Raw genomic sequence first — 24,522 nt, forward strand, 5'->3', positions numbered from 1 at the left:
CATTGTGCATAAGTTTAGTTATTACGTTACTCATTACCTGTATGTTCTTGTTCCAAAATTTTTATTACACCTGCGTACTCGACGTAATTTACAACGCCAGAAAAGCAATGCGTATATTGAAGATCGGGTGAACTATTACTGCAAAGTGGCAGATTCCTTTGAGGTAACTGGGGACTCTAAAACGAGCGTTAAAGGCTTTCACAAAACCGGTGGGAATACTTACTTTCTTGATCTTTATAAAGTGATCTCTGGGTTCGATGTGAGTAATCAATTTACCTATATTAATGGTGATGTGATTCATGTACCTGACTCACCAAGCTTTTTGAAAAGTCGCCCGATTGCTGGGGATAATCAAAATTCGGTTTTACTAAAGCTCAATGCAATTCGTCACTATCTCTTTGTAAACGATACTCTTCGCTATCAAGACAAGAAGGATATGGTGGTTTGGAAGGGCGCTGGATTCTGGGCTAATCGACGTGTACTGCTGAATAAATACAGTGGTCACCCATTGTGCGATATAACGCGTAGTGATTTTCGCAAGCAAACACCAGATGATAATCCAAGTCACTTTGCTCCGAAAATGTCGATTGAAGATCAGCTTAAGTATAAGTTTGTTCTGAGCTTAGAAGGCAAGGATGTGGCGACCAACTTGAAGTGGATTATGTCATCGAATTCGGTTTGTATTATGCCAAAACCGGAGTATGAGACATGGTTTATGGAAGGTCGTTTGGAAGCTGGCGTGCATTATATTGAAGTGAAGGATGACTTTTCTGACTTGCTAGAGAAGATGGATTACTACCTAGCAAATGAAGAAGAAGCATTAGCTATTGTGCGTAATGCTAATCAGTGGGTTGAGCAGTTTAAAGATGCCGATCGTGAGGTGTTGATTGCTCAGCATGTGGCGAATCGATATTTTAAGCTTTCAAATCAAGCGACTATTTAAGTTATTGCTTATCAGTGGTTACCCAGCATATGACCCTGAGCCAAGGATTAACACTCGACTCAGCGCCGTCACGACCTAGATAAAATGTGTTCGATGTAGCGAATGTAAATAGGCATGGATGCCTATTTTGAAGCGAACAGGGATGTCTTGAGCGGTTCGCGGAATCGGATGCATTTTTATCTCACCACTCACCGTTCTGCTTTTCAAGTATTCATAGGGCTGTGTTTACTTCTGGCACTGCTCACAAAAGAAAGTGTTACGTTGACCAATCTTTTGCTCGTGTAGTGGTTCACTGCATTGCGGGCAAGGTTGGCCAGCTTTGCCATATACTTGCAGCTCCTGAGCAAAATAGCCCGGCTTACCATCGGCTTGCGCAAAATCTTTTAAGGTCGTACCGCCACGTTTGATTGCGGTGGCAAGGACCTGCTTTATCTCTCCCACTAAACTCGCCCACTCTTTTTCTGTCACTTCACCTGCCGGACGTAATGGATGAATATGCGCACTAAAGAGTGACTCATTGGCGTAGATATTCCCCACACCAACCACAACTTTGTTGTCCATAATGAAAGACTTAACTGCTACACGCTTGTTTTTCGCCTTGTGCGCTATGTCATCGGCATTAAACTCGTCGGTTAAAGGCTCAGGTCCGCAGTTATTTAAAACCTTGTGTGATTCACCAGGCGCGCTGTACAACCATGCCCCAAAGCGGCGCGGGTCGTTATAGCGTAGGATTTTACCGCTGGTGAGCTTGAGATCGACATGATCGTGTTTACCGGCTTCGAAATCGGCATCTAATACACGTAATGAACCTGACATGCCTAAGTGGATAATGGCGCTGCCTTGGTCGGTATCGATAAGTAAGTATTTGGCGCGGCGGCGAATGGAGCGGATCACTTGTCCATGCAGTTTTTGTAATTCATCGGGAATCGGCCAGCGTAGTTTTGGCTGACGAATAATGATGGTGTCGATGCTTTCACCGAGTAAGTGGGGAGTGATGCCCATGCGACTCACTTCAACTTCGGGTAACTCTGGCATTCTCACTCTCCTTTACTGGTGAAAAATTCAATCTATCGACAAAATCTGAATAGGCATAACAATGCCCATTAATGTCTGATCCATCATATCCTTATTGCTACTCTAATAAGTTAGGCCTATGGATATAGATACGCTTTATCAACATTAACGGCTATCCACTCACCTTGCCAGTTTTTCAGCAGCCAAAAGCTATCGGTGATGTAATAGGTGATCCTTTGTGGCTCTTCTTGATCTTGATACCAAACTTCGATCGTCTGTGGGCTACCAAGTTGGGTGCGCAGTTTTTGGTAGGTCGGTTGATCTATCGGTGTTCCGACGATGCTTTTCCAGCGAGAAGCCAATTCTTTTGGTGCAACAGCCACAGACTCACTTGATCGCCAGCGACCTTGGTTTTTCTCTAGTGACCAATCTGAAAAGTGTAGTGCTTGCAGGGCGTGCTGTGGTGCGAGCAAGAAAGGAAACTCTGGTTGCTCGGGCTTAATAAGGTAATGTTTGATCCAAACGGGTGAATAGAGGATCACCATAAAGGCGACGACACCCACTATCATCCAATGATTCCACCGACGTGTTCGACGAGCCATTCTCACCTCCTAATTCAATCATATCTATTTAATATATCAGAATAAGTGTATGAGCTATATCGAGTTGCACTTATTTGAGCTAGATACTTAACCCACGCACCAACGGCTAGATAAAATGTGTTCGGCGGAGCGAACATCAATAGGCATGGATGCCTATTCTTGAGCGCACAGGGATGTCTTGAGCGGTTCGTGGAGTTGAATTCATTTTGGTCTAAATACTTAACCCGCGCATCAACGGCTAGATAAAATGTGTTCGGCGGAGCGAACATCAATAGGCATGGATGCCTATTCTTGAGCGCACAGGGATGTCTTGAGCGATTCGCGGAGTTGAATATATTTTGAGCTACATACTAGATTGGTTTGTAATTTAGAAGATTTGAAGGGTTTTCTTACCGGCATAAAAAAACCCAACTACAAGAGCTGGGTTTTTAGCTATCTCACAAAAAAGAGCAATCAATTACTTGATTTTAGCTTCTTTGTACATAACGTGCTTACGTGCAACTGGATCAAATTTCTTGATCTCAAATTTGCCTGGCATGTTACGCTTGTTTTTGTCAGTTGTGTAGAAGTGACCAGTTCCAGCAGAAGATACTAGACGGATTTTCTCACGAATGCCTTTAGCCATTGCTTAATTCCTCTTAAACGTTTTCGCCACGTGCACGGATATCAACAAGAACAGCATCGATGCCTTTCTTATCAATGATACGCATGCCTTTAGCAGTTAGACGTAGTTTAACAAAACGTTTTTCGCTCTCTACCCAGAAACGATGAGTTTGTAGGTTCGGCAGAAAACGACGCTTAGTAGCATTTCGTGCGTGTGAACGGTTGTTACCCGTTACAGGACGCTTACCAGTTACTTGGCATACTCGGGACATTGAAGTCTCTCCAAATCGTTTCAGCTCGATATCAACCTTGCTGGCCGAACCTCTTCTATCAAATTCTGAAAATAGAGGTAAAAACCATTATGGAAAATCCATTCAAGGCTATCAAAGGTCGCGCATTATACTAACTTGACATGCATTGCTCAAGACCCGAACAGATCCTTTTTACAGAATTTCGTGATCTTTTTATGAACAGGCTGCTTTTAATGAGTAATTGAGCTGATTTAGGTTCAAAAATTAGTGCGCGAATCATAGCAGATCTAGAGCAAGTAACAACCTAAAAGTGAGCCTTATCGCAATTGTTCTTGTCAAATCGATGGTTTTATTATTAATTCTTCAATAAAATAGCCAATTGCTTACGGTTTATTTTCTAATCAGCCCAACTTCACCAACCAAAAGACCCTATTTTTACATCCAACCACGCTCTGCAAACGAAATCACCTCACCATCACCGACCACAAAATGATCCAAAATACGAATATCCACCAGCGATAACGCATCAACAAGGTGTCTAGTGATCCTTCGATCGGCCTGACTCGGCTCTGCCACACCCGATGGATGATTGTGCGCCAAGATAAGCGCAGCACTATTATGATGCAACGCACGCTTAACCACTTCACGCGGATAAACACTCGCCGCATCAATCGTACCCTCAAACATCACCTCATCACTAATAATCCGATGTTGGTTATCTAAAAAGAGTATATAGAAGGCTTCACGCTGCCGATCGCGCAAGACACTCGATAAATAACGCTTAGTATGTTCCGGACTCGTTAACCCATCACCACGTTCAATCGTTTCTGCCAAGTAACGCTGGGTCATCTCAATCACCGCTTGCAACTGCACGTACTTCGCCTCGCCCAGCCCCTTATGCTGACAAAACTCACTTTTACTGGCACTAAATAGCTGTCTTAATGAGCCAAACTGTTTTAGCAGCGTATCGGCCAACGTGATCACATTCATCCCCTTGGTGCCAGTGCGTAAGAAAATCGCTAACAACTCCGCATCGGTTAATGAACTCGAACCGTGACTAATGAGCTTTTCACGTGGCATGGATTCATAGGGGAGCTGCTTTAGTTTCACACTCATCGTCTTTTTCTCGTTTGATCAATAATCCTTCACCTTGGTCTGCTTTGCTCTTTATCACGAACAGAATTTTTCTATTTTCAAACCAACAGCTAAATTTAATGTAACGGCAATGATAAGAAAGGCGTAACAAACGGACTTAACACCACTTCTTATGCCTTGTTCTAGCTCCTTGCCATCCATTTTGATATCTTATCCTGAGTATTTTTAAGGAATAACATCATGCAAACACTCGCTGGTAAGAAAATTCTACTTGGCATCAGTGGCGGAATTGCCGCGTATAAATGTGCTGAGTTAACACGTCGTTTAATTGAACGTGGCGCTCAAGTTCGCGTTGTCATGACCAAAGCCGCGCAAGAGTTCATTACGCCTTTAACTATGCAAGCGGTCTCGGGTCATCCGGTTTCCGATAGCTTATTCGATCCAGCGGCGGAAGCGTCAATGGGTCATATCGAATTAGCGAAATGGGCTGATCTGGTATTACTCGCACCTGCCACTGCCGATTTGATTGCTCGTATGAGTGCTGGCATGGGTAACGATCTTCTTGCGACTTTAGTCCTTGCGACCGATTCTCCTGTTGCCGTTGCGCCAGCGATGAACCAGCAGATGTACTCTAATGTGGCTACGCAGGAAAATATTGCGACATTAACCCGTCGTGGTTTTAACTTGTGGGGACCCGCTGCCGGCGAACAAGCCTGTGGTGATGTGGGCATGGGGCGTATGTTAGAGCCGATGCAACTGGTACATTGCTGTGAAGCCTTCTTCTCTTCTCGCGACAAGCTGCTATTAGATCAAGCAACAGCAACCGACACTGCCAGCGAAGAGACGCTATGCTTAAATGACCAACCACGTTTAGGCGACCAACCTCGTCTGGGTGATTCCATCGAGTTTCCGCTGCAAGGTAAGTCTGTGCTAATTACGGCAGGTCCAACTCGTGAAGCGATCGATCCTGTACGTTATATCTCCAATCATAGTTCAGGAAAAATGGGGTATGCCTTAGCCAAAGCAGCCAAAGCGCAAGGCGCACGCGTGACCTTAATTAGCGGTCCAGTTCGTTTAGCGACCCCAGAGAACGTGACGCGTATTGATGTCGAAAGTGCCATGTCGATGTTTGAAGCGGTGACCGAGCAAGCGCCAAACCATGATATTTTCATTAGCTGTGCTGCCGTTGCCGATTATCGCCCAGAGTGTATTGCCGAGCACAAGATCAAGAAAACCGGTCATAACGATGATGAAATGACGCTGCGTATGGTGAAAAATCCAGATATCGTCGCTTCTGTGGCGGCGATGACTGAGCAACGTCCATTTACGGTTGGCTTTGCGGCAGAAACACAAGACGTTGAGAAATACGCTCGCGGTAAACTTATCAATAAGAAGCTGGATATGATCTGCGCTAATGACGTATCAATTGAAGGTTTAGGCTTTAATAGTCAGCAAAACGCGCTGCACCTTTATTGGCAAGGCGGAGACAAAGCGCTACCAACCGAAGATAAAGACGTGCTTGGTCAGGCTATCATCTCGCATATTACTACCCTGCTGTAGTCCCTATCACAGTGACTAATCCATTGTTTACTCGGATTGTTATAGCTCACTGAATCGCATCGTAATCCTGCATATCGTTTGGTTTGGGTATATACTGCCCGAACCACTCTATGAGTAAAAATTGTTGTTAAAGGAAAAAAATAGATGGCTGGCACTAGAAAAACAAATCGCCGCGACGAGATCCTTCAAGCCCTAGCACACATGCTTGAGTCTCCAGAAGGTGCATCTCGAATCACCACTGCAAAACTGGCAAAACAAGTGGGCGTTTCTGAAGCTGCGCTTTACCGTCACTTTCCCAGCAAAGCCCGCATGTTTGAAGGTTTGATTGAGTTCATTGAAGAGTCGCTGATGTCGCGTATCAACCTTATCTTAGATGATGAGAAAGATACTCTTGAACGTATTCGTCTGATTATGCAGCTTATTTTAGTCTTCTCTGAGCGTAACCCTGGTCTTACCCGTATTCTTTCTGGTCATGCCTTGATGTTTGAAAATGAGCGTTTACGTGAGCGTATTAATCAGCTGTTCGAACGCATTGAGACTCAACTTCGTCAGGTATTGCGTGAGCGTAAATTGCGTGAAGGTAAGTCATTCCCTGTTGAAGAAAAGATCCTGGCCGCGCAACTGCTGGGTCAAGTGGAAGGCAGTTTGAATCGTTTTGTACGTTCTGATTTTAAATATCAACCGACGGCGAACTTTGATGCTTACTGGTCGCTATTAAGTGCGCAAATTAAGTAGCGATTATAAGTTACCGCTAGTGATGGGCTATAAATAGTTCAAGTCGTTGATTGATATACACCGTTTAGATTAAGCGAGCGTTTGATGAAAGATAGTTTAGATAGATACCCTGCGCCTAAATTTACTCTCTCTTTATTGCACCCAAGAAACTGGGGCGTATGGGCTGGGTTTGGTTTGTTGGCTTTACTGGTTAACCTGCTGCCTTATGCACTGCTATTAAAGCTAGGTCACGCCATGGGTCAACTGGGCATGCGTTACGGTAAGAAGCGCGTTCATGTGGCTAAGCGTAATATTGAGCTCGCTTTTCCTGATAAGTCGGCAGATGAAGTCGATGCCTTGGTGGCTGAGAACTTTAAAAACACGGGCTTGGCATTAATTGAAACGGGTATTACTTGGTTTTGGCCTACGTGGCGTTTTAAGCGCTTGATTGATATAAAAGATATTAGCGGGTTAGCAGAGAGCGACGCGGAAGGTAAAGGGGTATTGCTGGCTTGTGTGCATGCGCTTAACCTTGAGATCACCGCGCGTGCTTATGCTGTGGTTGGTTTTCCTGGCTATGGTGCATATCGTCCGCACAATAACCCTGCTTATGATTACATTCAGTACAATGGTCGCACGCAAAATGGCAACCGTCTGATTGACCGTAAGGATTTAAAGCAGATGATCCGCGTGCTGCGCAATGGTGGTCGTTTGTTCTATTTAGCCGATCATGATTATGGCATGAATAAGTCGGTATTTGTGCCTTTCTTTGCGGTTAAAGATGCCTGTACTACAACGGGTTCAAGCATTTTGGCTTACACCAGCAAGTGTGCAATTGTCCCAGGCTCTGGCTTTCGTAACGATAATAATCAATACGATTTAATTGCCAATAAGCGCATTGAGGCTGACTACCCACAAGATGATAGCACCGCAGCCGCTGCCTACTTAAACCACTATTTAGAAGAGGTGATTTTACGCGCCCCTGAGCAGTGGATGTGGCTCCATAAGCGTTATAAGACCATGCCTGACGGAAAGAACAAAGGCATTCGTTATAAGTAACAGCAGTAGCAAGTTACAAGTTACAAGTTACAAGTTACAAAAAGATAAGGGCTAGGTAGAGATTCTACCTAGCCCTTTTTTTATCAAGTGCTCGTTATTAAACGATCTTAGATGCCGTATTGTGCGCGGTAGGCTTTTACTGACTCTAGGTGTTGCTCATCTGTGCCCTTCTCTTCTAGGAAAGTCACCAGGTCAGTTAGGCTTACGATTGAGATGATTGCACAACCAAAGTCACGCTCCACTTCTTGAATCGCAGATAGCTCGCCTTTGCCTTTTTCTTGACGGTCAATAGCGACTAATACGCCAGCTAGATCGGCGCCATTTGCTTGGATGATTTCCATTGATTCACGAATCGCTGTTCCTGCTGTGATCACGTCATCAACCAGCATGATACGACCTTCTAGTTCGCTACCGACTAGGTTGCCACCTTCACCGTGATTCTTTGCTTCTTTACGGTTAAAGCAGTAAGGCGTGTCGATGTCGTGGTGATCGGCAAGTGCTACTGCGGTTGTCGTTGCGATTGGGATACCTTTGTATGCAGGGCCAAATAGCACGTCAAATTCAATACCAGAATCAGCAAGTGCTGCTGCGTAGAAACGACCTAAACGCGCTAGGTCACGACCTGTGTTAAACAATCCAGCATTGAAGAAGTATGGACTCTTACGACCTGACTTTAAGGTGAACTCACCAAATTTTAGTACTTCTTTCTCTAGGGCAAACTCAATAAATTCACGCTGATACGCTTTCATGTTTTCTCTCTCGTCAATGTATAAAGGGTCTATGTGTAAAGTGTCTGTGTATAAAGTTTCTATTTATAAGCTTTCTATTTATAAATAAGGGGGGTGTCTGTGGATCTTCAGTCAAAAAAATAGCCCCTGAATCAGGAGCTATTAAAAAATCAAATTAATCGGCTAGTGCCGCTTTCTGAGCGGTGACGATATCGGCAATGCCTTTGTTCGCCAATGCCAGTAATTCCATTAGCTCTTCGTGGCTAAATGGTTCGCCTTCTGCTGTGCCTTGAATTTCGATCATCTTGCCATCTTCTGTCATCACAACATTCATGTCGGTGTCAGCAGCAGAGTCTTCTGTGTACTCTAGGTCACATAGCGCTTGTTGTTTTACGATGCCCACTGAAACGGCAGCAACGTGGCCTTTCATTGGGTTCTTTTTCAGTTTACCGCTGTCTAATAGGCTTTGGATTGCATCCGCCATTGCGACACTTGCGCCAGAGATAGAAGCGGTACGTGTACCACCGTCAGCTTGGATTACGTCACAATCGACAGTGATCATGATTTCGCCCAGTTGCTTTAGGTCAACAACAGCACGTAGGCTACGAGCGATAAGACGTTGGATTTCCATCGTACGGCCGCCTTGTTTGCCACTTGCCGCTTCACGACGGTTACGAGTGTGGGTTGCGCGTGGCAGCATGCCGTATTCCGCTGTTACCCAACCTTTACCTTGGCCTTTTAACCAGCGTGGTACGTTTTCTTCTACGCTAGCGTTACATAGTACTTTGGTGTTGCCAAACTCAACTAATACTGACCCTTCAGCATAAGCGGTGTAGTTACGAGTAATTTTAATTGGACGAACTTGATCTACAGCACGGTCATTTGGACGCATGAGACTACCTATGTGAATGGGGTGAACTTGGTTGGGGCGAGATTATAGCGAAAAAACGTCATAGGTAATAGACACTAGACACTTTTTTCGACTCTTACCTCGTTTCTACTTTTGGGTTACACTTAGCTTATACTTATATTTTCATCTTCCTATAAAGGATACATTCATGATCTACAGCATGACCGCTTATGCACGTAAAGAAGTTAAAGGCGATTGGGGTTCAGCAGTTTGGGAAATCCGTTCTGTTAACCAACGTTACCTTGAAACTTACTTCCGTATGCCAGAGCAATTTCGAGGTTTAGAACCTATTTTGCGCGAGCGTTTTCGTAAGCGTCTAGCTCGCGGTAAAGTAGAATGTAACCTACGTTTTGAAGCTAACCCTGCTGCTAAAGGTGAGCTAAGCATCAATGAAGGTCTGGCGCAGCAAGTGATTAATGCCGCGAACCAAGTGATGGCGATGACTGGCGAAACGAGCCGCGTTAACCCATTCCAAGTGATGAACTGGCCTGGTGTGATGGAAACGCCTGAGCAAGATATGGATGCGATCAATAAAGATTTACTGGTTGGCTTTGATGCTGCGATTGCTGAGTTCATTGACGCACGTGGTCGTGAAGGCGAAAACATGAAGGCGTTGATTGTTCAGCGTTTAGATGCGATCACGGAAGAAGTGGTGAAAGTACGTGCGCGTATGCCTGAGATTTTGGTGTGGCAACGTGAGCGTCTGCTGACTAAATTTGCAGATGCGAAGGTAGAGCTTGAAGGTTCTCGCGTTGAGCAAGAGTTGATTCTTCTTGCGCAAAAATCTGACGTAGCAGAAGAGCTAGATCGTCTTGATTCTCACGTGAAAGAAGCAAATGTTATCTTGAAGAAAGGCGGAGCTTGTGGCCGTAAACTTGACTTCATGATGCAAGAATTTAACCGTGAATCAAACACGCTAGCTTCTAAGTCAATCAGCACAGACATCACCGCTTCAGGCGTTGAGCTAAAAGTGTTAATCGAACAAATGCGCGAGCAGATCCAGAATATCGAATAAAGTTTCTAGCTATTCACAGGCGTCAATATATACACGTAAGCCCCAGATTAATGGGGCTTTTCTGTTTTTATTGGTATTGACTTGTTTCCCCTAGTTCATGCTAAAGTGGTGACATATATGGTGACATATATGGTGACATATATGGTGACATAAAGTCGGGTTTCTTATAACCCTCCTCCCTAAAAGTCACCTTTAGATGATGAAGGGCAAGTGAAACTATAATTTCACAAACAAGGAAAATAAAGAAATATAGCTTCTCTTCATGTGTATCAATAAATAGTCCCCCCTATTGACCTTGCAACTAATATGTAACTATAATTTCACAAATGATAGATTAAGGAAACTATAATTACATTATGATGAATCAAGATGCTAAAGCTAAACGCACTGCTATTATCTTTCCTAAAAATAAGCAAATTCTGAATACATTAGGGGAGAATATAACGCTAGCAATGAAGCGACGCGGTATAACCCAGGATATGATGCACAACAGAACTGGCATATCTAAACCAACTTTACGAAAAATATCAAAAGGTGATCCCTCCGTATCTCTTGGGCACTATGTTAATGTACTTTCAGTTCTCGGTTTATTGGATGACCTCGCTAAAGTAGCATTTGATGATGAGTTTGGAAGAAAACTTCAAGATATTGAATTAATGAAGAAAAAAAGATAAGAGAGCCACATATGGAAATCTACGTTTATGCTGATTGGGTTGACCCAATTGATTCCATGTTCATTGGTACATTGCGCTCCTCTGTAATCAGAGGAAAAGAACACTTCAGCTTCAACTACGATAAAGAATGGTTAACCTCCGAATATGCTCGTCAAATAGATCCCTCTTTACAATTATATATTGGAGAGCAACATGCCGAAGATGACCGAAATTTCAAAGTATTTCTAGACTCATGCCCCGATCGTTGGGGGCGTCTTCTGATGCAGCGTAGAGAAGCAGTAATAGCTCGAAATGAAAAGCGTCGAGCCCGTAAATTGTTTGAAACCGATTATCTCTTAGGAGTACATGATTCATTCCGCATGGGAGCTCTACGCTTCCGTACATCCAAAAATGGCATTTTCCTAGATAATAGTGATGATTTAGCAGCACCTGCAATCACTTGTCTACCAGAGCTACAACTGGCTGCAAATGGTATTGAAAATACTCCCGATTTCGATAATCCTGACTACCTTAAATGGTTAAACATGCTGATATCTCCGGGCTCATCATTAGGTGGAGCTCGCCCTAAAGCCTCAATTAGAGATATAGATCAAAGCTTATGGTTAGCTAAATTCCCAAGTCGTTATGACGAGTATGATATCGGATTATGGGAGTTTATTGTGTATCAGATGGCTTTAGATGTTGGTATCAATATGGCAGATTCAAAAATTGAAGCTATCGGGCATCATCACATCTTCTTGACCAAACGGTTCGATAGAACCGAAGATGGTAAGAGACTACACTTCAGCTCAGCAATGACTCAACTGGAGTATTTTGATGGTCATGATGACAGTGCAAGCTATCTAGAGCTCGCTGAGTTCTTAATACAGTACGGTTCTAATACCAAAGTGGATTTAGAGCAACTTTGGAAGCGTATGCTATTCAATATCATGGTATCAAATAGTGATGACCATTTGAGAAATCATGGCTTTATTCTTGATACAACTGGATGGCGACTATCCCCAGCCTATGATATTAACCCTACAATGAATGCGACTGGCTTACATCTAAATATAGACGACACAAGTAACGCTCTTGATGTCGATCTTGCATTTGAAGTTGCAGATTACTTTCAAGTTGATGCACGAACAGCGAATGAGATTTATCAAAAAATTCTTAACGTTGTTTCCGGATGGGAGAGCCTGGCACAAAAATATGGAGCGCCAAAAGGCGAACGCGATCTTCTGAGAGGTTGTTTTATAACAGAAGAATACTAAGCCTCTATTTTAGAGGCTTTTTTTATGCACCGATAAACAGTGAAGCTGGTACACCAAAACGCGCTGATAGTGCCTTAATGTGGTTGAGCGTTAGGGAGCGCTTTCCACTCAAGATCATTGATACTGTCGATTTTGCACCAATCTCTTCTTTGAAGTCACTTAACGTCAATTGATGCTGATCGATAATAACCCTTAGCATGGCGATGCCTGGCTCTAGTTTTTCGATAGCTTGATTAAATTCACTAAACTGCTCCGCTTCTTCTTCGTATCTTTCAATCACCGGAAACATCAAGTCGATCACTGGCTGATGAGCATCATAATCTTCGATAAGTACTTCCATCGTGGCAATCAGCTCTTGATATTGCTCAGGCGAAGAGATACCACTCACCCAAGGCATAACTTGGTTCAGTTGATTAGCGGCTTTGTCTAACACAGCGATATCTAACATATTGTTACCTCTTCAGTTTCTTTTCACGGTATTGCTTTGTAATACGGTCGTACTCGGCATGGCTGACAATGTTCTTAATGAAGCATCGACCTCCTACAAATTCGATAAATGCAATAAGCCTTAAGTTGTTACCGCCAATGCCGATCACCCACCACTTATCAACGTATTTAAAATTGTCTAGTGACGGAAAGACTTTTCGTAGCTCATCTGGGCTTTTTGCTTTACTCTCTTTTAACACCTTGTACGTTGCATCTAGTGCATCGGAATCGTTTGGATAGAGTTTTTTCGCATTTTCAAAAGGTTGCTTACTTATAACGTGCATGTACTATCCAGTTTGTTCACTATATGGGAACACTATACCTAAACCAAGCTTAGTTCACAATATGTGAACGCCAAGGCGTAACCAAAATGGATAGCTGGATAATCAATGGTGGTCAAATCGGTGGTTAAAAATGTAAATTAAAGAAAATAGCAACCTCAACCACATGATTTAAAACAGGTTAACTATTGCAACCCACATTCAGATCCAAAACATCGAATAATTTTATTGCTGTTTTTTATGCTCTATCTCTAACTCTTTTTTCTGCCTATCCTTTACCGTTCCCCAAGTTTCACCCTCTTCCCTTTCTGTTACTCTCTCTTTGTATTTTTTTACCGCTCGCTCCATAACTCTACTTTTATCTATATGACCCGATAAATCTAAATGCTCTAATGTACAAGCAATATCCCACAATAGATCCCCGAGTTCATCTTCAAGATAACATTGACGATTAGAGTGAATTTCTTCTTTCACTTCTTCGACTTCTTCAACTAAACCATTCAGATATGTTTCAGCACCTTTATACCAGTCACCTTGTAGATCTCTCTGAGCTTTAACCGTTGCAATTTCTTGTAATTTTTTAAACATCGATAGCCTTCACCATAAGTAAACATCTCTTGAATATTAACATTAGTTACCTCAACACTAAGCAAAAAAAACTGGCCTTATATACAGTTCATCGTTATAATCTACCTCATATTTAATAAATAGGTAAAAGACATGTCTAAGAATATTGTTTCATTTTTTGCAGGTGCTGGCGGCTTAGATCTTGGTTTTGAAAATGCAGGATTTAATGTCACTTGGGCAAATGAATATGATAAGGATATCTGGGCTACTTATAAAAAAAATCACCCAAATACTCAATTAGATCAGCGAAGTATCACAGATATTAATGCAGATGAGGTTCCTGAATGCGATGGCATCATTGGGGGTCCACCATGTCAAAGCTGGAGCGAAGCCGGTGCTCAACGCGGAATTAAAGATCAAAGAGGTCAGCTATTTTTTGATTTTATTCGTATTCTTGAGGCAAAGAAACCAAAGTTCTTCCTTGCTGAAAACGTAAGTGGTATGCAGCATGCTAGACACAAAGAAGCTCTTGATAATATTAAGGTAATGTTTAAAGAAGCTGGCTATGATCTTAATATAAAAATGATGAATGCCGTGGACTATGGCGCAGCTCAAGATAGAAAACGTGTCATCTTTATCGGCTTTAGAAGTGATTTAAACGTTAAGTACACCTTTCCTGAGCCAATCGCAAAAGATGAACGCCTAGCTCTGAAAGACATTATCTTAGACCTAGATGGCTCAGCAATGCCAGCCCTTGATAAACAAAAGCCAAACCCGGATGTGAAGATTCTTAATCATGAGTTTATGATTGGAGGCTTCTCTACTATGTTTATGTCTCGTAATAGAGTTAGAACTTGGGATGAGCCATCTTTTACCATTCAAGCCGGTGGACGACATGCACCTATTCACCCTAGCGCTCCAAAAATGGAAAAAGTAGAGAAAGATAAGTTTAAATTTATTGAAGGACATGAGTATAGAAGACTTAGTGTTCGAGAGTGTGCTCGTATTCAAGGCTTCCCTAATGACTTTGAATTTATATATAAGAATGTTGCTGCTGGCTATAAAATGATCGGTAATGCTGTCGCTGTACCCTTTGCTAAAGCTCTAGCAATCAGCATTAAAGAGCACCTTAAATAAGAAAGGGAACAATTCTGGCATGAAATGACCTAGCAGCGATTACCAATATCCGCACAATTCTTTGCTCAAAAATTAACGATAAAAAGAATTACAAATTATGAAAAAAACCATTCTTGCTGTAGCGCTTGCTGCTGCTTCTACTTTCGCTTCAGCTTCTGAAGGTTTAACCAAATTCAGCCCAGCATACGCAGGTAGCAAAGTGGGCTTTAGTGCTTCAAGTGCTAAGCATTTAGATAGCCATAATGCAGGGATTCAAGTGGGTAACGGTATCGTTGCGGGTACTTTTAACTACTCTGACATTGAAGATTTCACTACCCTAAACCTTGGTCTTAAGTTTAATGCTGACGGCTTTTTTGGTGGCCTAAACTACGATATCGATTCTGATTTTCACTACTCTTATCGTAACTCTTATTATTCTGAATCTCTCGATCCAAAACTAGGCTTTCACTTAGGTTATGAGTTTAACCCTAACCTTTACGTGATGTGGGCGCGTAGTGCGCTTGAGTGGAACTATGTTGATAGTAATTTGCGAGGTCATCTTGAATTCGTAGTGAATAACCTAGTGGTTGGCACTCAATTCCAACTGGCTGATAATCTATATGGTCACGGTATCTTTGGTATGAGCATGTACTCTGAAGATTCTAAATACGGCTATAGCTACACAGATAACAGCGCTATCATAGGCTTTGGTATTGAGTACTTAGCAAATAGTGGTTTCTATGCGGGTGCTAACCTAACACACGTTGATGAATCAACCGTTAGCTTTGGCTTCGGCTACATGTTCTAAATTTGGCTTTCCGTTCTCACTTGTTTATTCATAGATAAGTGAGGATTGATGCCATAAAAAACGCCACCCTCTTCTGATTTAACTACAACGAGTTAATCTAAAGAGGGTGGCGTTTTTACAGCTTGCTACTTACATCATCTAGCGCACTAATGATGCGACGATGACAAAAGTTATAGCAAAACCTACGATAGTGTCGCTTGCAGTTGTTCGAGTAGTGAACGTTGCTCATCAGTTAGATTGGTTGGCGTCTGCACTTTCATCTTCACAAACAAATCGCCCACTTCGCCTTTACGGTTCGTTACGCCTTTGCCGGTAATTTTGAACTTACGTCCGGTCTGAGTACCCGCTGGCACTTTCAGTTTAAAGCGACTATCAATCACGTTCACTTCGGCTTCACCACCTAATGCGGCTGTCGCCATATCAATCGTCACGTTGCAGATAAGGTCGTTCTCTTCACGCTCTAAAAACGCATGGGCACGCGTGGTGATGTTAAGCAGTAAGTCACCAGAAGGACCGCCATTGATGCCTGCGCCGCCTTTGCCAGAGAAGCGGATTTTCTCGCCATCTTTAATGCCTGCAGGGATCTTAACGTTGATTTTTTTATGCTCACCATTAATTGGTAGCTCAACGACTTTTTCAATCCCTTGAATAGCATCAACAAAATCGATGGTAAAGGTGAATTCACGATCTTGACCTTTTTGTGGACGAGGACGACCGCGACCTTGAGAAAAGATGTCATTAAAGCCACCAAATCCACCGCCGCCGAACATATCTTCAAATCCGCCGCCATGACCACCGAAGCCACCGTGACCGCCAAATCCGCCGCGTCCTTGTCCACCGTTTTCAAAGGCAGCATGACCAAACTGATCATATTGACGACGTTTATCGGCATCATTCAGCAGTTCGTACGCTTCTTTGACTTCTTTGAAACTGGCTTCTGCTGCGGCATCACCTGGATTTTTATCTGGATGGTATTTCATCGCTAGCCGTTTATAGGCTTTTTTGATGTCCTTTTCTGAGGCTCCCTTAGAGACACCTAGCACGCTGTAATAATCTCGTTTCGACATGCTAAAACCTCTTTCAATGTCTAGCTTAAATAAAAAAGGGGCGAGAGAGTTACCTCATTCGCCCTGAATAACCGTTAGCCTAACTATTTATAGCCATAACTCAACGATTTATTACATTTAATTCAGCATTGAGCTAATACGTTATTTTACTTCCTCAAAATCGGCTTCCATTACATCGTCATCTGATTTTGATTTCGACTGTGTTTCAGCACCATTGGTTTGAGTTTGTGCTTGTTGTTGAGCGATTTCCATCAGCTTTTGAGCCGCTTGCATCAACTCTTGAACTTTAGCCTCGATCGCTTCTTTGTCATCACCAGGCTTAACTTCTTCTAGTGCTGCAATAGCCGCTTCGATTTTCGCTTTCTCTTCCGCTGGAAGTGCTTCACCCGCTTCATCCATTTGCTTCTTGGTGCCGTGGATCACTTGGTCAGCTTGGTTGCGCACGTTCACCAATTCTTCAAACTTTTTATCGTCTTCTTTATTGGCTTCCGCTTCTTGAACCATGGCTTCGATTTCCGCTTCAGATAAACCACCAGAAGCTTGGATTGTGATCTTCTGCTCTTTGCCTGTCGCTTTATCTTGTGCTGATACATTCAAGATACCATCAGCATCCAGATCAAACGTCACTTCAATTTGCGGCATGCCACGTGGAGCAGGCTGAATACCTTCTAGGTTAAATTGACCTAGCGATTTGTTGTAAGTTGCTTGTTTACGCTCACCTTGCAGAACATGAATCGTCACGGCATTTTGGTTATCTTCTGCTGTCGAGAACGTTTGATGCGCTTTGGTTGGGATGGTGGTGTTCTTCTCAACCAATTTTGTCATCACGCCACCCATGGTTTCGATACCAAAAGACAGAGGAGTAACGTCGAGTAGTAGAACGTCTTTAACGTCGCCAGCCAGTACACCACCTTGCACTGCAGCACCCATTGCAACCGCTTCATCTGGATTGACATCACGGCGAGCTTCTTTACCAAAGAATTCAGCCACTTTCGCTTGAACCATTGGCATACGGGTTTGACCACCCACTAAAATCACATCCGTAATGTCATCAATAGTCAGCTCCGCATCGGCAAGGGCAACTTTTAATGGCTCTAGTGAGCGTTGCACTAAATCTTCAACTAAAGACTCTAGCTTTGAACGTGTGACTTTAACGTTCATGTGTTTAGGACCGGTTGCATCAGCCGTGACGTAAGGAAGGTTTACGTCGGTTTGCTGCGCTGAAGAGAGTTCGATTTTCGCTTTCTCTGCCGCTTCTTTAACACGTTGCATAGCAAGAGGATCGGTTTTTAAATCAATACCCTGCTCTTTTTTAAACTCATCAACGAGGTAGTTGATCATGCGATTATCGAAGTCTTCACCACCAAGATGGGTATCACCGTTCGTTGCCAGTACTTCGAAGGTTTGGTCACCATCAACTTTGTCGATTTCGATGATAGAGATATCAAATGTACCACCACCCAGGTCATAGACTGCGATAGTGCGCTCACCCTCTTTCTTATCAAGACCGTAAGCCAGTGCGGCAGCGGTTGGTTCGTTGATGATACGTTTGACTTCAAGACCAGCGATACGACCCGCATCTTTCGTCGCTTGACGTTGTGCATCGTTAAAGTAAGCAGGAACGGTAATAACCGCACCAGTGACTTCTTCGCCTAAGAAATCTTCCGCTGTTTTCTTCATTTTTTTCAGAATTTCAGCCGATACTTGAGGAGCCGCCATTTTTTGGCCTTGCGCTTCAACCCAAGCATCACCATTGTCCGCTTTAACAATATTGAAAGGCATGATTTCGATATCACGCTGAACTTCTTCGTCTTCAAAACGACGACCGATAAGACGCTTGATCGCGAATAGTGTGTTTTGTGGGTTGGTTACTGCTTGACGTTTTGCAGGTTGACCAACCAGTGTTTCGCCATCGGTATAAGCAATAACCGATGCCGTTGTGCGCTCACCTTCCGCATTTTCAAGTACGCGTGGAACGTCGCCGTCTAATACTGAAACACAAGAATTTGTTGTTCCTAAGTCAATACCAATTATTTTACTCATAATTATACCCTCGATACTTGCATTAGTTTTTATAATGCAAATATCTAAATTTAGTGTGCAGTTCCCCTAGCGCAGCGATTGATTCACTGCGCTAAACTTCAATTTTTTATTCAGCTATATGATGAAACTGAATGATTACCGAGCGATTTAGTGGTCGGTATTAGCCAATTGAGATATTACGCGGCTTCATGGCTTCAGGGACTTCACGGACTAAATCAACGTGAAGTAAGCCATTTTCCATGCTGGCTGTAGTGACCATTACGTAATCGGCTAATTGGAATTTGCGCTCAAAGTCGCGCTCTGCAATACCTTGATATACGTAGTTTGGTTTGTCTTCAGTCGTTTTCGCTTTGCCTGAGACCAACAGCATGTTTTCGTTTTGCGTTAGGGTAATGTCATCTTCTGAAAAACCAGCAACGGCCATCGTAATACGATAGTTATTGTCATCTTTCTGTTCGATGTTGTATGGAGGGTATCCATTACTAGACTGCTTCTTCGCGCTGTTTTCTACAAGATCTAACAGGCGGTCGAAACCAATTGATTGGCGGTATAGGGGAGAAAAATCTACTTGACGCATAATACTATCCTCATAAATAAGCAATAGTTCTCAGACCAGGATTGGCTTATATAAGCACGACCAATAGCATGAGACTAACCACATACTCCGAGTGTTATCTTTATAACCACTTTGGACGTATGTATTAAATAATGAAAGCAGGTGGCAAGCCGAATCGGTCATGCGACACTCTACCGTTTGATGACTGTTGAACCCGATTAAGTCGGCGAACTTGGTCATCAATGAACTCCATAAGGCAGCTCATGTATTTAATATATGCTTCCCAGTTTTAACTGTCAATATAGAAATTAGTTTTTTTAATGCTTATTCGGTTTTCATTAACGCGTCCAAGCTTAAACAACAAAAAAACCTTGGCCTAATGAAAAGCCAAGGTTTTGTGTCTTTAACTCAGTGTGATGCTAACGAGTCACTAAGTGTGATGCTAGCTAGAACTCATTGAGCTTACTCTGGGCAAACCGCCTCACCGATGTCTTCCCAAACACTGCTTGTTGTTGGGTTCTCACCTTGAGTCCACCATTTTGCTTGGTAGCGACGCTCGCCGTGGTCAACTTCATCACCGCCATTGTAAACGGTGTCAGCATTCCAACCCATCGCAACGGTGCTGTGCAGTTCCCATACGTCAGCGGCTAGAGAAGGCGCGGTATTTTGTGTCCACCACTTCGCTTTCCAAACGAGATCATCATGACTCACTGTGTCACCACCGTTGTACACTTGACCGGCTTGGTATGCAGGGAAATCACCTAGGTTTGGATCTTCCACTGAACATTCACCTGGAAGCTCACCCGGTTCGCCAGGGATAAGTGGCTCATCTGGTGTACCTGGTTCTGCTGGCTTACCGCTTTCACCTTCTTCAGGCGCTTCAATTGGCGTACCGGTTCCTGGATCAATCACTATCATTTTTTCTACGATAATCGTCGTGCTTGCTTTAGCGTCAAGCTGACCATCGGAAACCAAGACGCTAATATCAGTGACGATATCTTCTGTGGTGGTTGGCGCTTTTACCACAAGTGTCTTTGAGCCGTAGCCGCTGATCACCTCAAAGTTACTTGGCACTGACCAGTCAAACGTTAATGGATCGTTTTCAGGATCGTTTGCTTGTGCTGTCAGGCTAAATTGTTGACCTGATTTCACGGTTAGTGTCGCTGGAAGCTCAACCGTTGGCGGCTGGTTTTCTGGCTCTTCAGCTAGGTTAGCAATCGCCACTGAATCGGTGCCCGTTAGGTTTTCAGGGTCGGTTACCGTTAGTGAGAAGCTGTAGGTTTGGTCTTCATCAACCGCTGGTACAAACACGGTCGCTTGTGCACGGTCAGCATTGATTAGCTCAACCTGCTCGCCACCAATTTGTGTCCATGTGTAGGTCAGTGCTTCACCTTCTGGATCGTAAGAAGCGCTGCCATCTAGCGTCACTTCTACTGGACCACTAACTTCATGATCTTGACCTGCGTTGGCAACCGGTGGCTTGTTGACGGGTGGCAGTTCGCCATTATCATCGCCATGACCGAGAGACTCATGCATAGCGTTAAGCACATCACCGTTATCGCCATCAATTTCCCACGACATTAAGCCGCCAAGACCGTGTTCACGTACGTATTGACCTTTCGCAAGTACAGCACGTTCATTATCAAATGTGATCAGCTCTTTGGTTGTTGGGTTCCACATGTATGACGCTTCTGCTTGCTCATCATAACGCTCTTCCCAATCACCACCGCTGCGGTTAGCTCGGATATCACGGTAATCAACAACGCCGTTTTCCCATGTACCTTTGATTGCGCCTGTTGCACGACCTGAGAATGGGTTGTCGTTAACATAATCATGTACGCCAGTCCAACCACGCCCGTATTTTGGTACGCCAGGAATGATACGTTTTCTATCCACACCGGCTTCGATTAGGTGCTGTACGCCTTCATTCAAGTTAAAGTCGTATGGGACGTCATGTTCTGGTTGGTAAATACCAGATTGGTGACCAAGGTTTTCAGTATCAAAGGCACCGTACATGTCGTAGCTCATCACGTAGATGTAATCCATGTACTGCTGCGCTTGATTGAAATCGACAACGCCAAGTTTTGTTGATGAAGTGTGTACTGCTGAAGAGAGCTCGAAAGTACGACCGGTTTCTGCTTCTAGTTCGTCCATCATTTCACGTAACTCTTTCATCAGCGTTACGTATAGCTCGCCATCTTTTTCAGGGTCGCCAAGGTTTGGATTCGCACCGCCACCGCCTGGGTATTCCCAATCGATATCAATGCCGTCGAAGAATTTCCATGTCAGTAGGAATTGACGTACTGAGTTGATAAATGTTTTACGACCTTCTTCATCGTGCATGAAATAGAATGGGTCTGAAAGTGTCCAGCCACCAAGAGAAGGAACGATTTTTAGATCCGGGTTGGCTTGTTTGATCTGCATTAGCTGACCAAAGTTACCTTTAAAGTTGTCGGCCCATGTGAAATGACCATTAAAGGTATTTTGCACGGTTGCCCACGGGTCATGTAGAGCCAGTTCAAAGTCATCAACGCCTTCACAAGCACGCAGTAACTGTTGGTAACTGCCATCAATTTCTTTCACGCTGTCATTCATGTCTGCACCACAAATTGGTACGAACGCGTAGATAAGGTGCGTTAAGTTTTCATGTGGGATTTTTGCTGCTAGGTAGTCACGCTCATAGCCTGACCACTCTACGAAATAGGTACTCACCACACTGCCCGATGTATTGGTGTATGGCTTGTTGTTTTCTAGGTATTGAGCTTCCAGCGGCTCCATGTGTGCGCCATCTGTATCGGCAACCACAACATTTTTTGGCGTACTTACGCTGGCGCCATCATCATTTGATAGCTCCACAACAAGCTCATAGCGACCGGATTTTTCGATATTAAAACTGGCTTTACCTGGGTTACCATCGGCTTGCCAAACGACTTCGCCATTGAGTAAGATCGCTGATTGGGTAGCGGGATCGCCAGTCCAAACAGACCATGAGATATCAACCACCACTTCATCGTGTAGCGTAATTAAATCACGGTATGACTGTTTGGTATCGTCTACTTCAACAAATGAGTAGTTGAGATCGCCCCATTCATTAATGGTTGGAACGCCCGGCGCGGCTGCCATCGTATTGAATGACATGCCCCCGATTAAAAGTGCTAGTACTGTTTTTTTCACGTTAAGCTATCCTGTTATTTATTTTTCACAATTAATGTTCAAGTCAATTGAAAGGCAGTCATCGGATTGAAAGCTGCCGAGTTATTAGACCTGATATAAATGAAAAACCACTAACAGAACACCATTCTGTGGGAGAAAATCACACTCTTAATATTTATTGCCGTTTGCACACATTCCTCTGACTTTTGCACTTGATTTTCATCAAACATAAAGTTATGAGAGCAAGAAAAAGGCTGTGTTTATTAATCTTGAAAATTAACGGCCACCAAAGCAAAGGTATTTGATATCTAGGTACTCATCTAAACCTTGCTTAGCCCCTTCCCGACCAATACCCGATTGCTTAACTCCGCCAAATGGGGCGACCTCTGTGGAGATAATGCCGTCATTAATGCCGATCATGCCATATTCCAATGCTTCTGAAATCTGCCAAATACGGTGAATATTCTGGCTATAAAAGTACGCGGCTAATCCATAAATGGTGTCGTTTGCCATCTCGATTAAGGATTCATCGCTATCAAAACAGACCACAGGAGCAACAGGACCAAAGATCTCTTGTTGGATAATATCCATACCATGGCTGACATCGGTTAAGATCACTGGCTGAACAAACAAGCCATCCAACTGCTTAATCGGAGAGGTCGGGTTCGCGCCTTGCTCAATAGCACGCTCTACCATCGCTTGGATATTTTGTTTCGCAGCTTGGCTAATAACAGGACCAACGGTAGTGCCTTCCTCTAACCCATTACCGACTTTCAAGGTTTTTACTGCCGCATCGAATTTGCTGACGAACTCATCGTACACCTTGCTGTGGACGTAAAAGCGATTGGCACAGACGCAGGTTTGTCCAGCATTGCGAAATTTCGATAGCATGGCTCCTTGAACTGCGGCGTCGATATCCGCATCATCAAAGACGATAAATGGGGCATTGCCTCCCAACTCCATCGAGGTGCGCTTAACACTTTGTGCACACTGCGCCATGAGTAAACTGCCCACCCGTGTCGACCCGGTAAAAGAGAGTTTGCGGATCAATGGGTGTGAGGTAAAAGCGTCACCAATTTGCGGCGCATCTTCACCAATCACGACTTGTAATAGGTCACGTGGAATCCCGGCTTGATAAGCTAACTCGGCAACCGCAAAAGCTGAAAGTGGTGTCAGCTCTGCTGGTTTGATGATAAAGCTACAACCGGCAGCAAGGGCTGGGGCGGCTTTACGGGTGATCATGGCGATGGGAAAGTTCCATGGGGTAATCGCGCAGGCAACGCCAATTGGTTGCTTGATGGTGACTAAGTTTTTACCCGCAGCTGGCGCAGGAATGGAATCACCGTAGGCACGCTTGGCTTCTTCTGCAAACCATTCAACAAAGCTTGCACCATAGCTCACCTCTCCCATGGACTCTGCCAGCGGTTTACCTTGCTCTAGCGTCATCAGCCGCGCGAGATCGGCTTGGTTTTCCATCAGCAATTCATACCACGCTTTTAATATTACTGCCCGTTGCTTTGCTGTCTGTTTAGCCCACTCTTTTTGCGCATCATGAGCTCGTTCAATACCTTGATTAACACTTTTGACACAGCTAATGGGAACATGCCCTATTTGCTCACCGGTTGCAGGGTTCGTCACTGCCAGTTGAGATGGTGCGCTGACATCCATAAATGATAATAGGGTTCGGTTTTGAATATGCTGCATGACATTCCCTTTATGTGGCTGTTTTCTACAATACTCATGTAGTTGCATTATAATAATTGTGTCAATGGATGACAATTTGGTCATTGCTATACTTTGGCTTAGCGCACCACTTACTTATAAAACTCAATTAAATTAGAAGCTTATATTCGATAAAACCAACCATCCTGACATAAATCTCAAAAATAGGATTCGAACACTTTTTAATCAAATGCTGTTGAAAAAAACACCTTGTACGCTACCATGGTCATACTTGATTGAAGTGTCGATAACAATAAAAATTACCACCTTCATTTAAGTTGTCGTTAATTAGATATAAG

The 24,522-nt window shown here is 43.6% G+C and carries 24 protein-coding genes; 9 read left to right on the forward strand and 15 right to left on the reverse strand.

Going from position 1 to position 24,522, the window contains the following annotated elements; all coding sequences use genetic code 11:
• Positions 1 to 4 precede the first annotated feature (4 nt).
• Positions 5 to 943: a glycosyl transferase family 90 gene (locus BCU68_RS03570; protein ID WP_102563433.1), complete on the forward strand. Its 939-nt coding sequence runs from the start codon at positions 5 to 7 to the stop codon at positions 941 to 943.
• 225 nt (positions 944 to 1,168) lie between these two features.
• Here BCU68_RS03570 and mutM read toward each other — a convergent pair whose 3' ends face one another.
• The 5 genes from mutM to radC all read right to left on the reverse strand — a co-directional run bounded on the left by mutM (position 1,169) and on the right by radC (position 4,523).
• Positions 1,169 to 1,978 carry a bifunctional DNA-formamidopyrimidine glycosylase/DNA-(apurinic or apyrimidinic site) lyase gene (gene mutM / locus BCU68_RS03575; RefSeq protein WP_102563434.1) on the reverse strand — a complete coding sequence of 270 codons (810 nt, stop codon included), beginning with the start codon at positions 1,976 to 1,978 and terminating at the stop codon, positions 1,169 to 1,171.
• Between the two features lie 116 nt (positions 1,979 to 2,094).
• The gene (locus BCU68_RS03580; RefSeq protein ID WP_102563435.1) at positions 2,095 to 2,565 is read right to left on the reverse strand and encodes a hypothetical protein; all 471 of its coding nucleotides are present in this window, start codon (positions 2,563 to 2,565) and stop codon (positions 2,095 to 2,097) included.
• A gap of 451 nt (positions 2,566 to 3,016) precedes the next feature.
• Positions 3,017 to 3,184, reverse strand: a complete 168-nt coding sequence (rpmG, locus tag BCU68_RS03585) for a 50S ribosomal protein L33 (protein ID WP_102563436.1) — start codon at positions 3,182 to 3,184, stop codon at positions 3,017 to 3,019.
• A gap of 13 nt (positions 3,185 to 3,197) precedes the next feature.
• The gene (gene rpmB / locus BCU68_RS03590; protein ID WP_004728407.1) at positions 3,198 to 3,434 is read right to left on the reverse strand and encodes a 50S ribosomal protein L28; all 237 of its coding nucleotides are present in this window, start codon (positions 3,432 to 3,434) and stop codon (positions 3,198 to 3,200) included.
• Between the two features lie 414 nt (positions 3,435 to 3,848).
• Complete coding sequence (gene radC / locus BCU68_RS03595) at positions 3,849 to 4,523, reverse strand: DNA repair protein RadC (protein ID WP_102563544.1); 675 nt, start codon at positions 4,521 to 4,523, stop codon at positions 3,849 to 3,851.
• A 225-nt stretch (positions 4,524 to 4,748) separates the two neighbouring features.
• On the opposite strand from radC, the gene coaBC reads away from it, so the two are divergent.
• The 3 genes from coaBC to lpxL all read left to right on the forward strand — a co-directional run bounded on the left by coaBC (position 4,749) and on the right by lpxL (position 7,841).
• Positions 4,749 to 6,068: a bifunctional phosphopantothenoylcysteine decarboxylase/phosphopantothenate--cysteine ligase CoaBC gene (gene coaBC, locus BCU68_RS03600; protein WP_102563437.1), complete on the forward strand. Its 1,320-nt coding sequence runs from the start codon at positions 4,749 to 4,751 to the stop codon at positions 6,066 to 6,068.
• 144 nt (positions 6,069 to 6,212) lie between these two features.
• Positions 6,213 to 6,803 (forward strand): nucleoid occlusion factor SlmA, encoded by a 591-nt coding sequence (slmA, locus tag BCU68_RS03605; RefSeq protein WP_102563438.1) that lies wholly within the window; start codon positions 6,213 to 6,215, stop codon positions 6,801 to 6,803.
• A gap of 84 nt (positions 6,804 to 6,887) precedes the next feature.
• The gene (gene lpxL / locus BCU68_RS03610; RefSeq protein WP_102563439.1) at positions 6,888 to 7,841 is read left to right on the forward strand and encodes an LpxL/LpxP family Kdo(2)-lipid IV(A) lauroyl/palmitoleoyl acyltransferase; all 954 of its coding nucleotides are present in this window, start codon (positions 6,888 to 6,890) and stop codon (positions 7,839 to 7,841) included.
• A gap of 107 nt (positions 7,842 to 7,948) precedes the next feature.
• On the opposite strand, the gene pyrE is transcribed toward lpxL, so the two are convergent.
• Together pyrE and rph are read right to left on the reverse strand one after the other, a co-directional pair.
• The gene (gene pyrE / locus BCU68_RS03615; RefSeq protein ID WP_102563440.1) at positions 7,949 to 8,590 is read right to left on the reverse strand and encodes an orotate phosphoribosyltransferase; all 642 of its coding nucleotides are present in this window, start codon (positions 8,588 to 8,590) and stop codon (positions 7,949 to 7,951) included.
• Between the two features lie 154 nt (positions 8,591 to 8,744).
• Positions 8,745 to 9,461: a ribonuclease PH gene (rph, locus tag BCU68_RS03620; protein WP_102563441.1), complete on the reverse strand. Its 717-nt coding sequence runs from the start codon at positions 9,459 to 9,461 to the stop codon at positions 8,745 to 8,747.
• A 166-nt stretch (positions 9,462 to 9,627) separates the two neighbouring features.
• Here rph and BCU68_RS03625 point away from each other — a divergent pair, with 166 nt between their 5' ends.
• The 3 genes from BCU68_RS03625 to BCU68_RS03635 all read left to right on the forward strand — a co-directional run bounded on the left by BCU68_RS03625 (position 9,628) and on the right by BCU68_RS03635 (position 12,424).
• On the forward strand, positions 9,628 to 10,494 hold the full coding sequence (locus BCU68_RS03625; protein WP_102563442.1) for a YicC/YloC family endoribonuclease: 867 nt from the start codon (positions 9,628 to 9,630) through the stop codon (positions 10,492 to 10,494).
• 356 nt (positions 10,495 to 10,850) lie between these two features.
• Positions 10,851 to 11,168, forward strand: coding sequence for a helix-turn-helix transcriptional regulator (locus BCU68_RS03630; RefSeq protein ID WP_102563443.1), 318 nt, complete (start codon positions 10,851 to 10,853; stop codon positions 11,166 to 11,168).
• Between the two features lie 11 nt (positions 11,169 to 11,179).
• Complete coding sequence (locus BCU68_RS03635) at positions 11,180 to 12,424, forward strand: type II toxin-antitoxin system HipA family toxin (protein ID WP_102563444.1); 1,245 nt, start codon at positions 11,180 to 11,182, stop codon at positions 12,422 to 12,424.
• A gap of 22 nt (positions 12,425 to 12,446) precedes the next feature.
• Here BCU68_RS03635 and BCU68_RS03640 read toward each other — a convergent pair whose 3' ends face one another.
• From BCU68_RS03640 to BCU68_RS03650, 3 genes are all read right to left on the reverse strand, one after another.
• On the reverse strand, positions 12,447 to 12,872 hold the full coding sequence (locus tag BCU68_RS03640) for a helix-turn-helix domain-containing protein (RefSeq protein ID WP_102563445.1): 426 nt from the start codon (positions 12,870 to 12,872) through the stop codon (positions 12,447 to 12,449).
• A 4-nt stretch (positions 12,873 to 12,876) separates the two neighbouring features.
• Positions 12,877 to 13,194: a type II toxin-antitoxin system HigB family toxin gene (locus BCU68_RS03645; protein WP_102563446.1), complete on the reverse strand. Its 318-nt coding sequence runs from the start codon at positions 13,192 to 13,194 to the stop codon at positions 12,877 to 12,879.
• Positions 13,195 to 13,416: 222 nt separating this feature from the next.
• Positions 13,417 to 13,779: a MazG nucleotide pyrophosphohydrolase domain-containing protein gene (locus tag BCU68_RS03650; RefSeq protein WP_102563447.1), complete on the reverse strand. Its 363-nt coding sequence runs from the start codon at positions 13,777 to 13,779 to the stop codon at positions 13,417 to 13,419.
• A 132-nt stretch (positions 13,780 to 13,911) separates the two neighbouring features.
• Here BCU68_RS03650 and BCU68_RS03655 point away from each other — a divergent pair, with 132 nt between their 5' ends.
• Both BCU68_RS03655 and BCU68_RS03660 read left to right on the forward strand, forming a co-directional pair.
• On the forward strand, positions 13,912 to 14,895 hold the full coding sequence (locus BCU68_RS03655; RefSeq protein ID WP_102563448.1) for a DNA cytosine methyltransferase: 984 nt from the start codon (positions 13,912 to 13,914) through the stop codon (positions 14,893 to 14,895).
• A 97-nt stretch (positions 14,896 to 14,992) separates the two neighbouring features.
• Positions 14,993 to 15,682 (forward strand): hypothetical protein, encoded by a 690-nt coding sequence (locus tag BCU68_RS03660; protein WP_102563449.1) that lies wholly within the window; start codon positions 14,993 to 14,995, stop codon positions 15,680 to 15,682.
• Positions 15,683 to 15,864: 182 nt separating this feature from the next.
• On the opposite strand, the gene BCU68_RS03665 is transcribed toward BCU68_RS03660, so the two are convergent.
• From BCU68_RS03665 to BCU68_RS03690, 5 genes are all read right to left on the reverse strand, one after another.
• Complete coding sequence (locus BCU68_RS03665; protein WP_102563450.1) at positions 15,865 to 16,749, reverse strand: DnaJ C-terminal domain-containing protein; 885 nt, start codon at positions 16,747 to 16,749, stop codon at positions 15,865 to 15,867.
• Between the two features lie 141 nt (positions 16,750 to 16,890).
• A complete protein-coding gene (gene dnaK / locus BCU68_RS03670) occupies positions 16,891 to 18,792 on the reverse strand; it encodes a molecular chaperone DnaK (protein ID WP_102563451.1) in 1,902 nt (633 codons plus the stop codon).
• Positions 18,793 to 18,952: 160 nt separating this feature from the next.
• A complete protein-coding gene (locus BCU68_RS03675) occupies positions 18,953 to 19,369 on the reverse strand; it encodes an Hsp20 family protein (RefSeq protein WP_102563452.1) in 417 nt (138 codons plus the stop codon).
• 441 nt (positions 19,370 to 19,810) lie between these two features.
• Positions 19,811 to 22,522, reverse strand: coding sequence for a glycosyl hydrolase family 18 protein (locus BCU68_RS03685; protein ID WP_157935160.1), 2,712 nt, complete (start codon positions 22,520 to 22,522; stop codon positions 19,811 to 19,813).
• 255 nt (positions 22,523 to 22,777) lie between these two features.
• Entirely contained in the window at positions 22,778 to 24,205 is a 1,428-nt protein-coding gene (locus tag BCU68_RS03690; RefSeq protein ID WP_102563454.1) for an NAD-dependent succinate-semialdehyde dehydrogenase, read from the reverse strand.
• Positions 24,206 to 24,522 lie beyond the last annotated feature (317 nt).

The organism is Vibrio sp. 10N.286.49.B3 (genome assembly GCF_002873395.1).
Classification (GTDB): domain Bacteria; phylum Pseudomonadota; class Gammaproteobacteria; order Enterobacterales; family Vibrionaceae; genus Vibrio.

Coding starts and splice junctions, on each gene's coding strand:
- BCU68_RS03635 (WP_102563444.1), top strand. CDS start 11,180: ATGGAAATCTACGTTTATGCTGATTGGGTTGACCCAATTGATTCCATG.
- BCU68_RS03645 (WP_102563446.1), bottom strand. CDS start 13,194: ATGCACGTTATAAGTAAGCAACCTTTTGAAAATGCGAAAAAACTCTAT.
- BCU68_RS03660 (WP_102563449.1), top strand. CDS start 14,993: ATGAAAAAAACCATTCTTGCTGTAGCGCTTGCTGCTGCTTCTACTTTC.
- rpmG (WP_102563436.1), bottom strand. CDS start 3,184: ATGGCTAAAGGCATTCGTGAGAAAATCCGTCTAGTATCTTCTGCTGGA.
- lpxL (WP_102563439.1), top strand. CDS start 6,888: ATGAAAGATAGTTTAGATAGATACCCTGCGCCTAAATTTACTCTCTCT.
- BCU68_RS03640 (WP_102563445.1), bottom strand. CDS start 12,872: ATGTTAGATATCGCTGTGTTAGACAAAGCCGCTAATCAACTGAACCAA.
- BCU68_RS03625 (WP_102563442.1), top strand. CDS start 9,628: ATGATCTACAGCATGACCGCTTATGCACGTAAAGAAGTTAAAGGCGAT.
- slmA (WP_102563438.1), top strand. CDS start 6,213: ATGGCTGGCACTAGAAAAACAAATCGCCGCGACGAGATCCTTCAAGCC.
- BCU68_RS03650 (WP_102563447.1), bottom strand. CDS start 13,779: ATGTTTAAAAAATTACAAGAAATTGCAACGGTTAAAGCTCAGAGAGAT.
- coaBC (WP_102563437.1), top strand. CDS start 4,749: ATGCAAACACTCGCTGGTAAGAAAATTCTACTTGGCATCAGTGGCGGA.
- BCU68_RS03630 (WP_102563443.1), top strand. CDS start 10,851: ATGATGAATCAAGATGCTAAAGCTAAACGCACTGCTATTATCTTTCCT.
- mutM (WP_102563434.1), bottom strand. CDS start 1,978: ATGCCAGAGTTACCCGAAGTTGAAGTGAGTCGCATGGGCATCACTCCC.
- rpmB (WP_004728407.1), bottom strand. CDS start 3,434: ATGTCCCGAGTATGCCAAGTAACTGGTAAGCGTCCTGTAACGGGTAAC.
- BCU68_RS03655 (WP_102563448.1), top strand. CDS start 13,912: ATGTCTAAGAATATTGTTTCATTTTTTGCAGGTGCTGGCGGCTTAGAT.
- pyrE (WP_102563440.1), bottom strand. CDS start 8,590: ATGAAAGCGTATCAGCGTGAATTTATTGAGTTTGCCCTAGAGAAAGAA.
- BCU68_RS03675 (WP_102563452.1), bottom strand. CDS start 19,369: ATGCGTCAAGTAGATTTTTCTCCCCTATACCGCCAATCAATTGGTTTC.
- rph (WP_102563441.1), bottom strand. CDS start 9,461: ATGCGTCCAAATGACCGTGCTGTAGATCAAGTTCGTCCAATTAAAATT.
- BCU68_RS03690 (WP_102563454.1), bottom strand. CDS start 24,205: ATGCAGCATATTCAAAACCGAACCCTATTATCATTTATGGATGTCAGC.
- BCU68_RS03665 (WP_102563450.1), bottom strand. CDS start 16,749: ATGTCGAAACGAGATTATTACAGCGTGCTAGGTGTCTCTAAGGGAGCC.
- dnaK (WP_102563451.1), bottom strand. CDS start 18,792: ATGAGTAAAATAATTGGTATTGACTTAGGAACAACAAATTCTTGTGTT.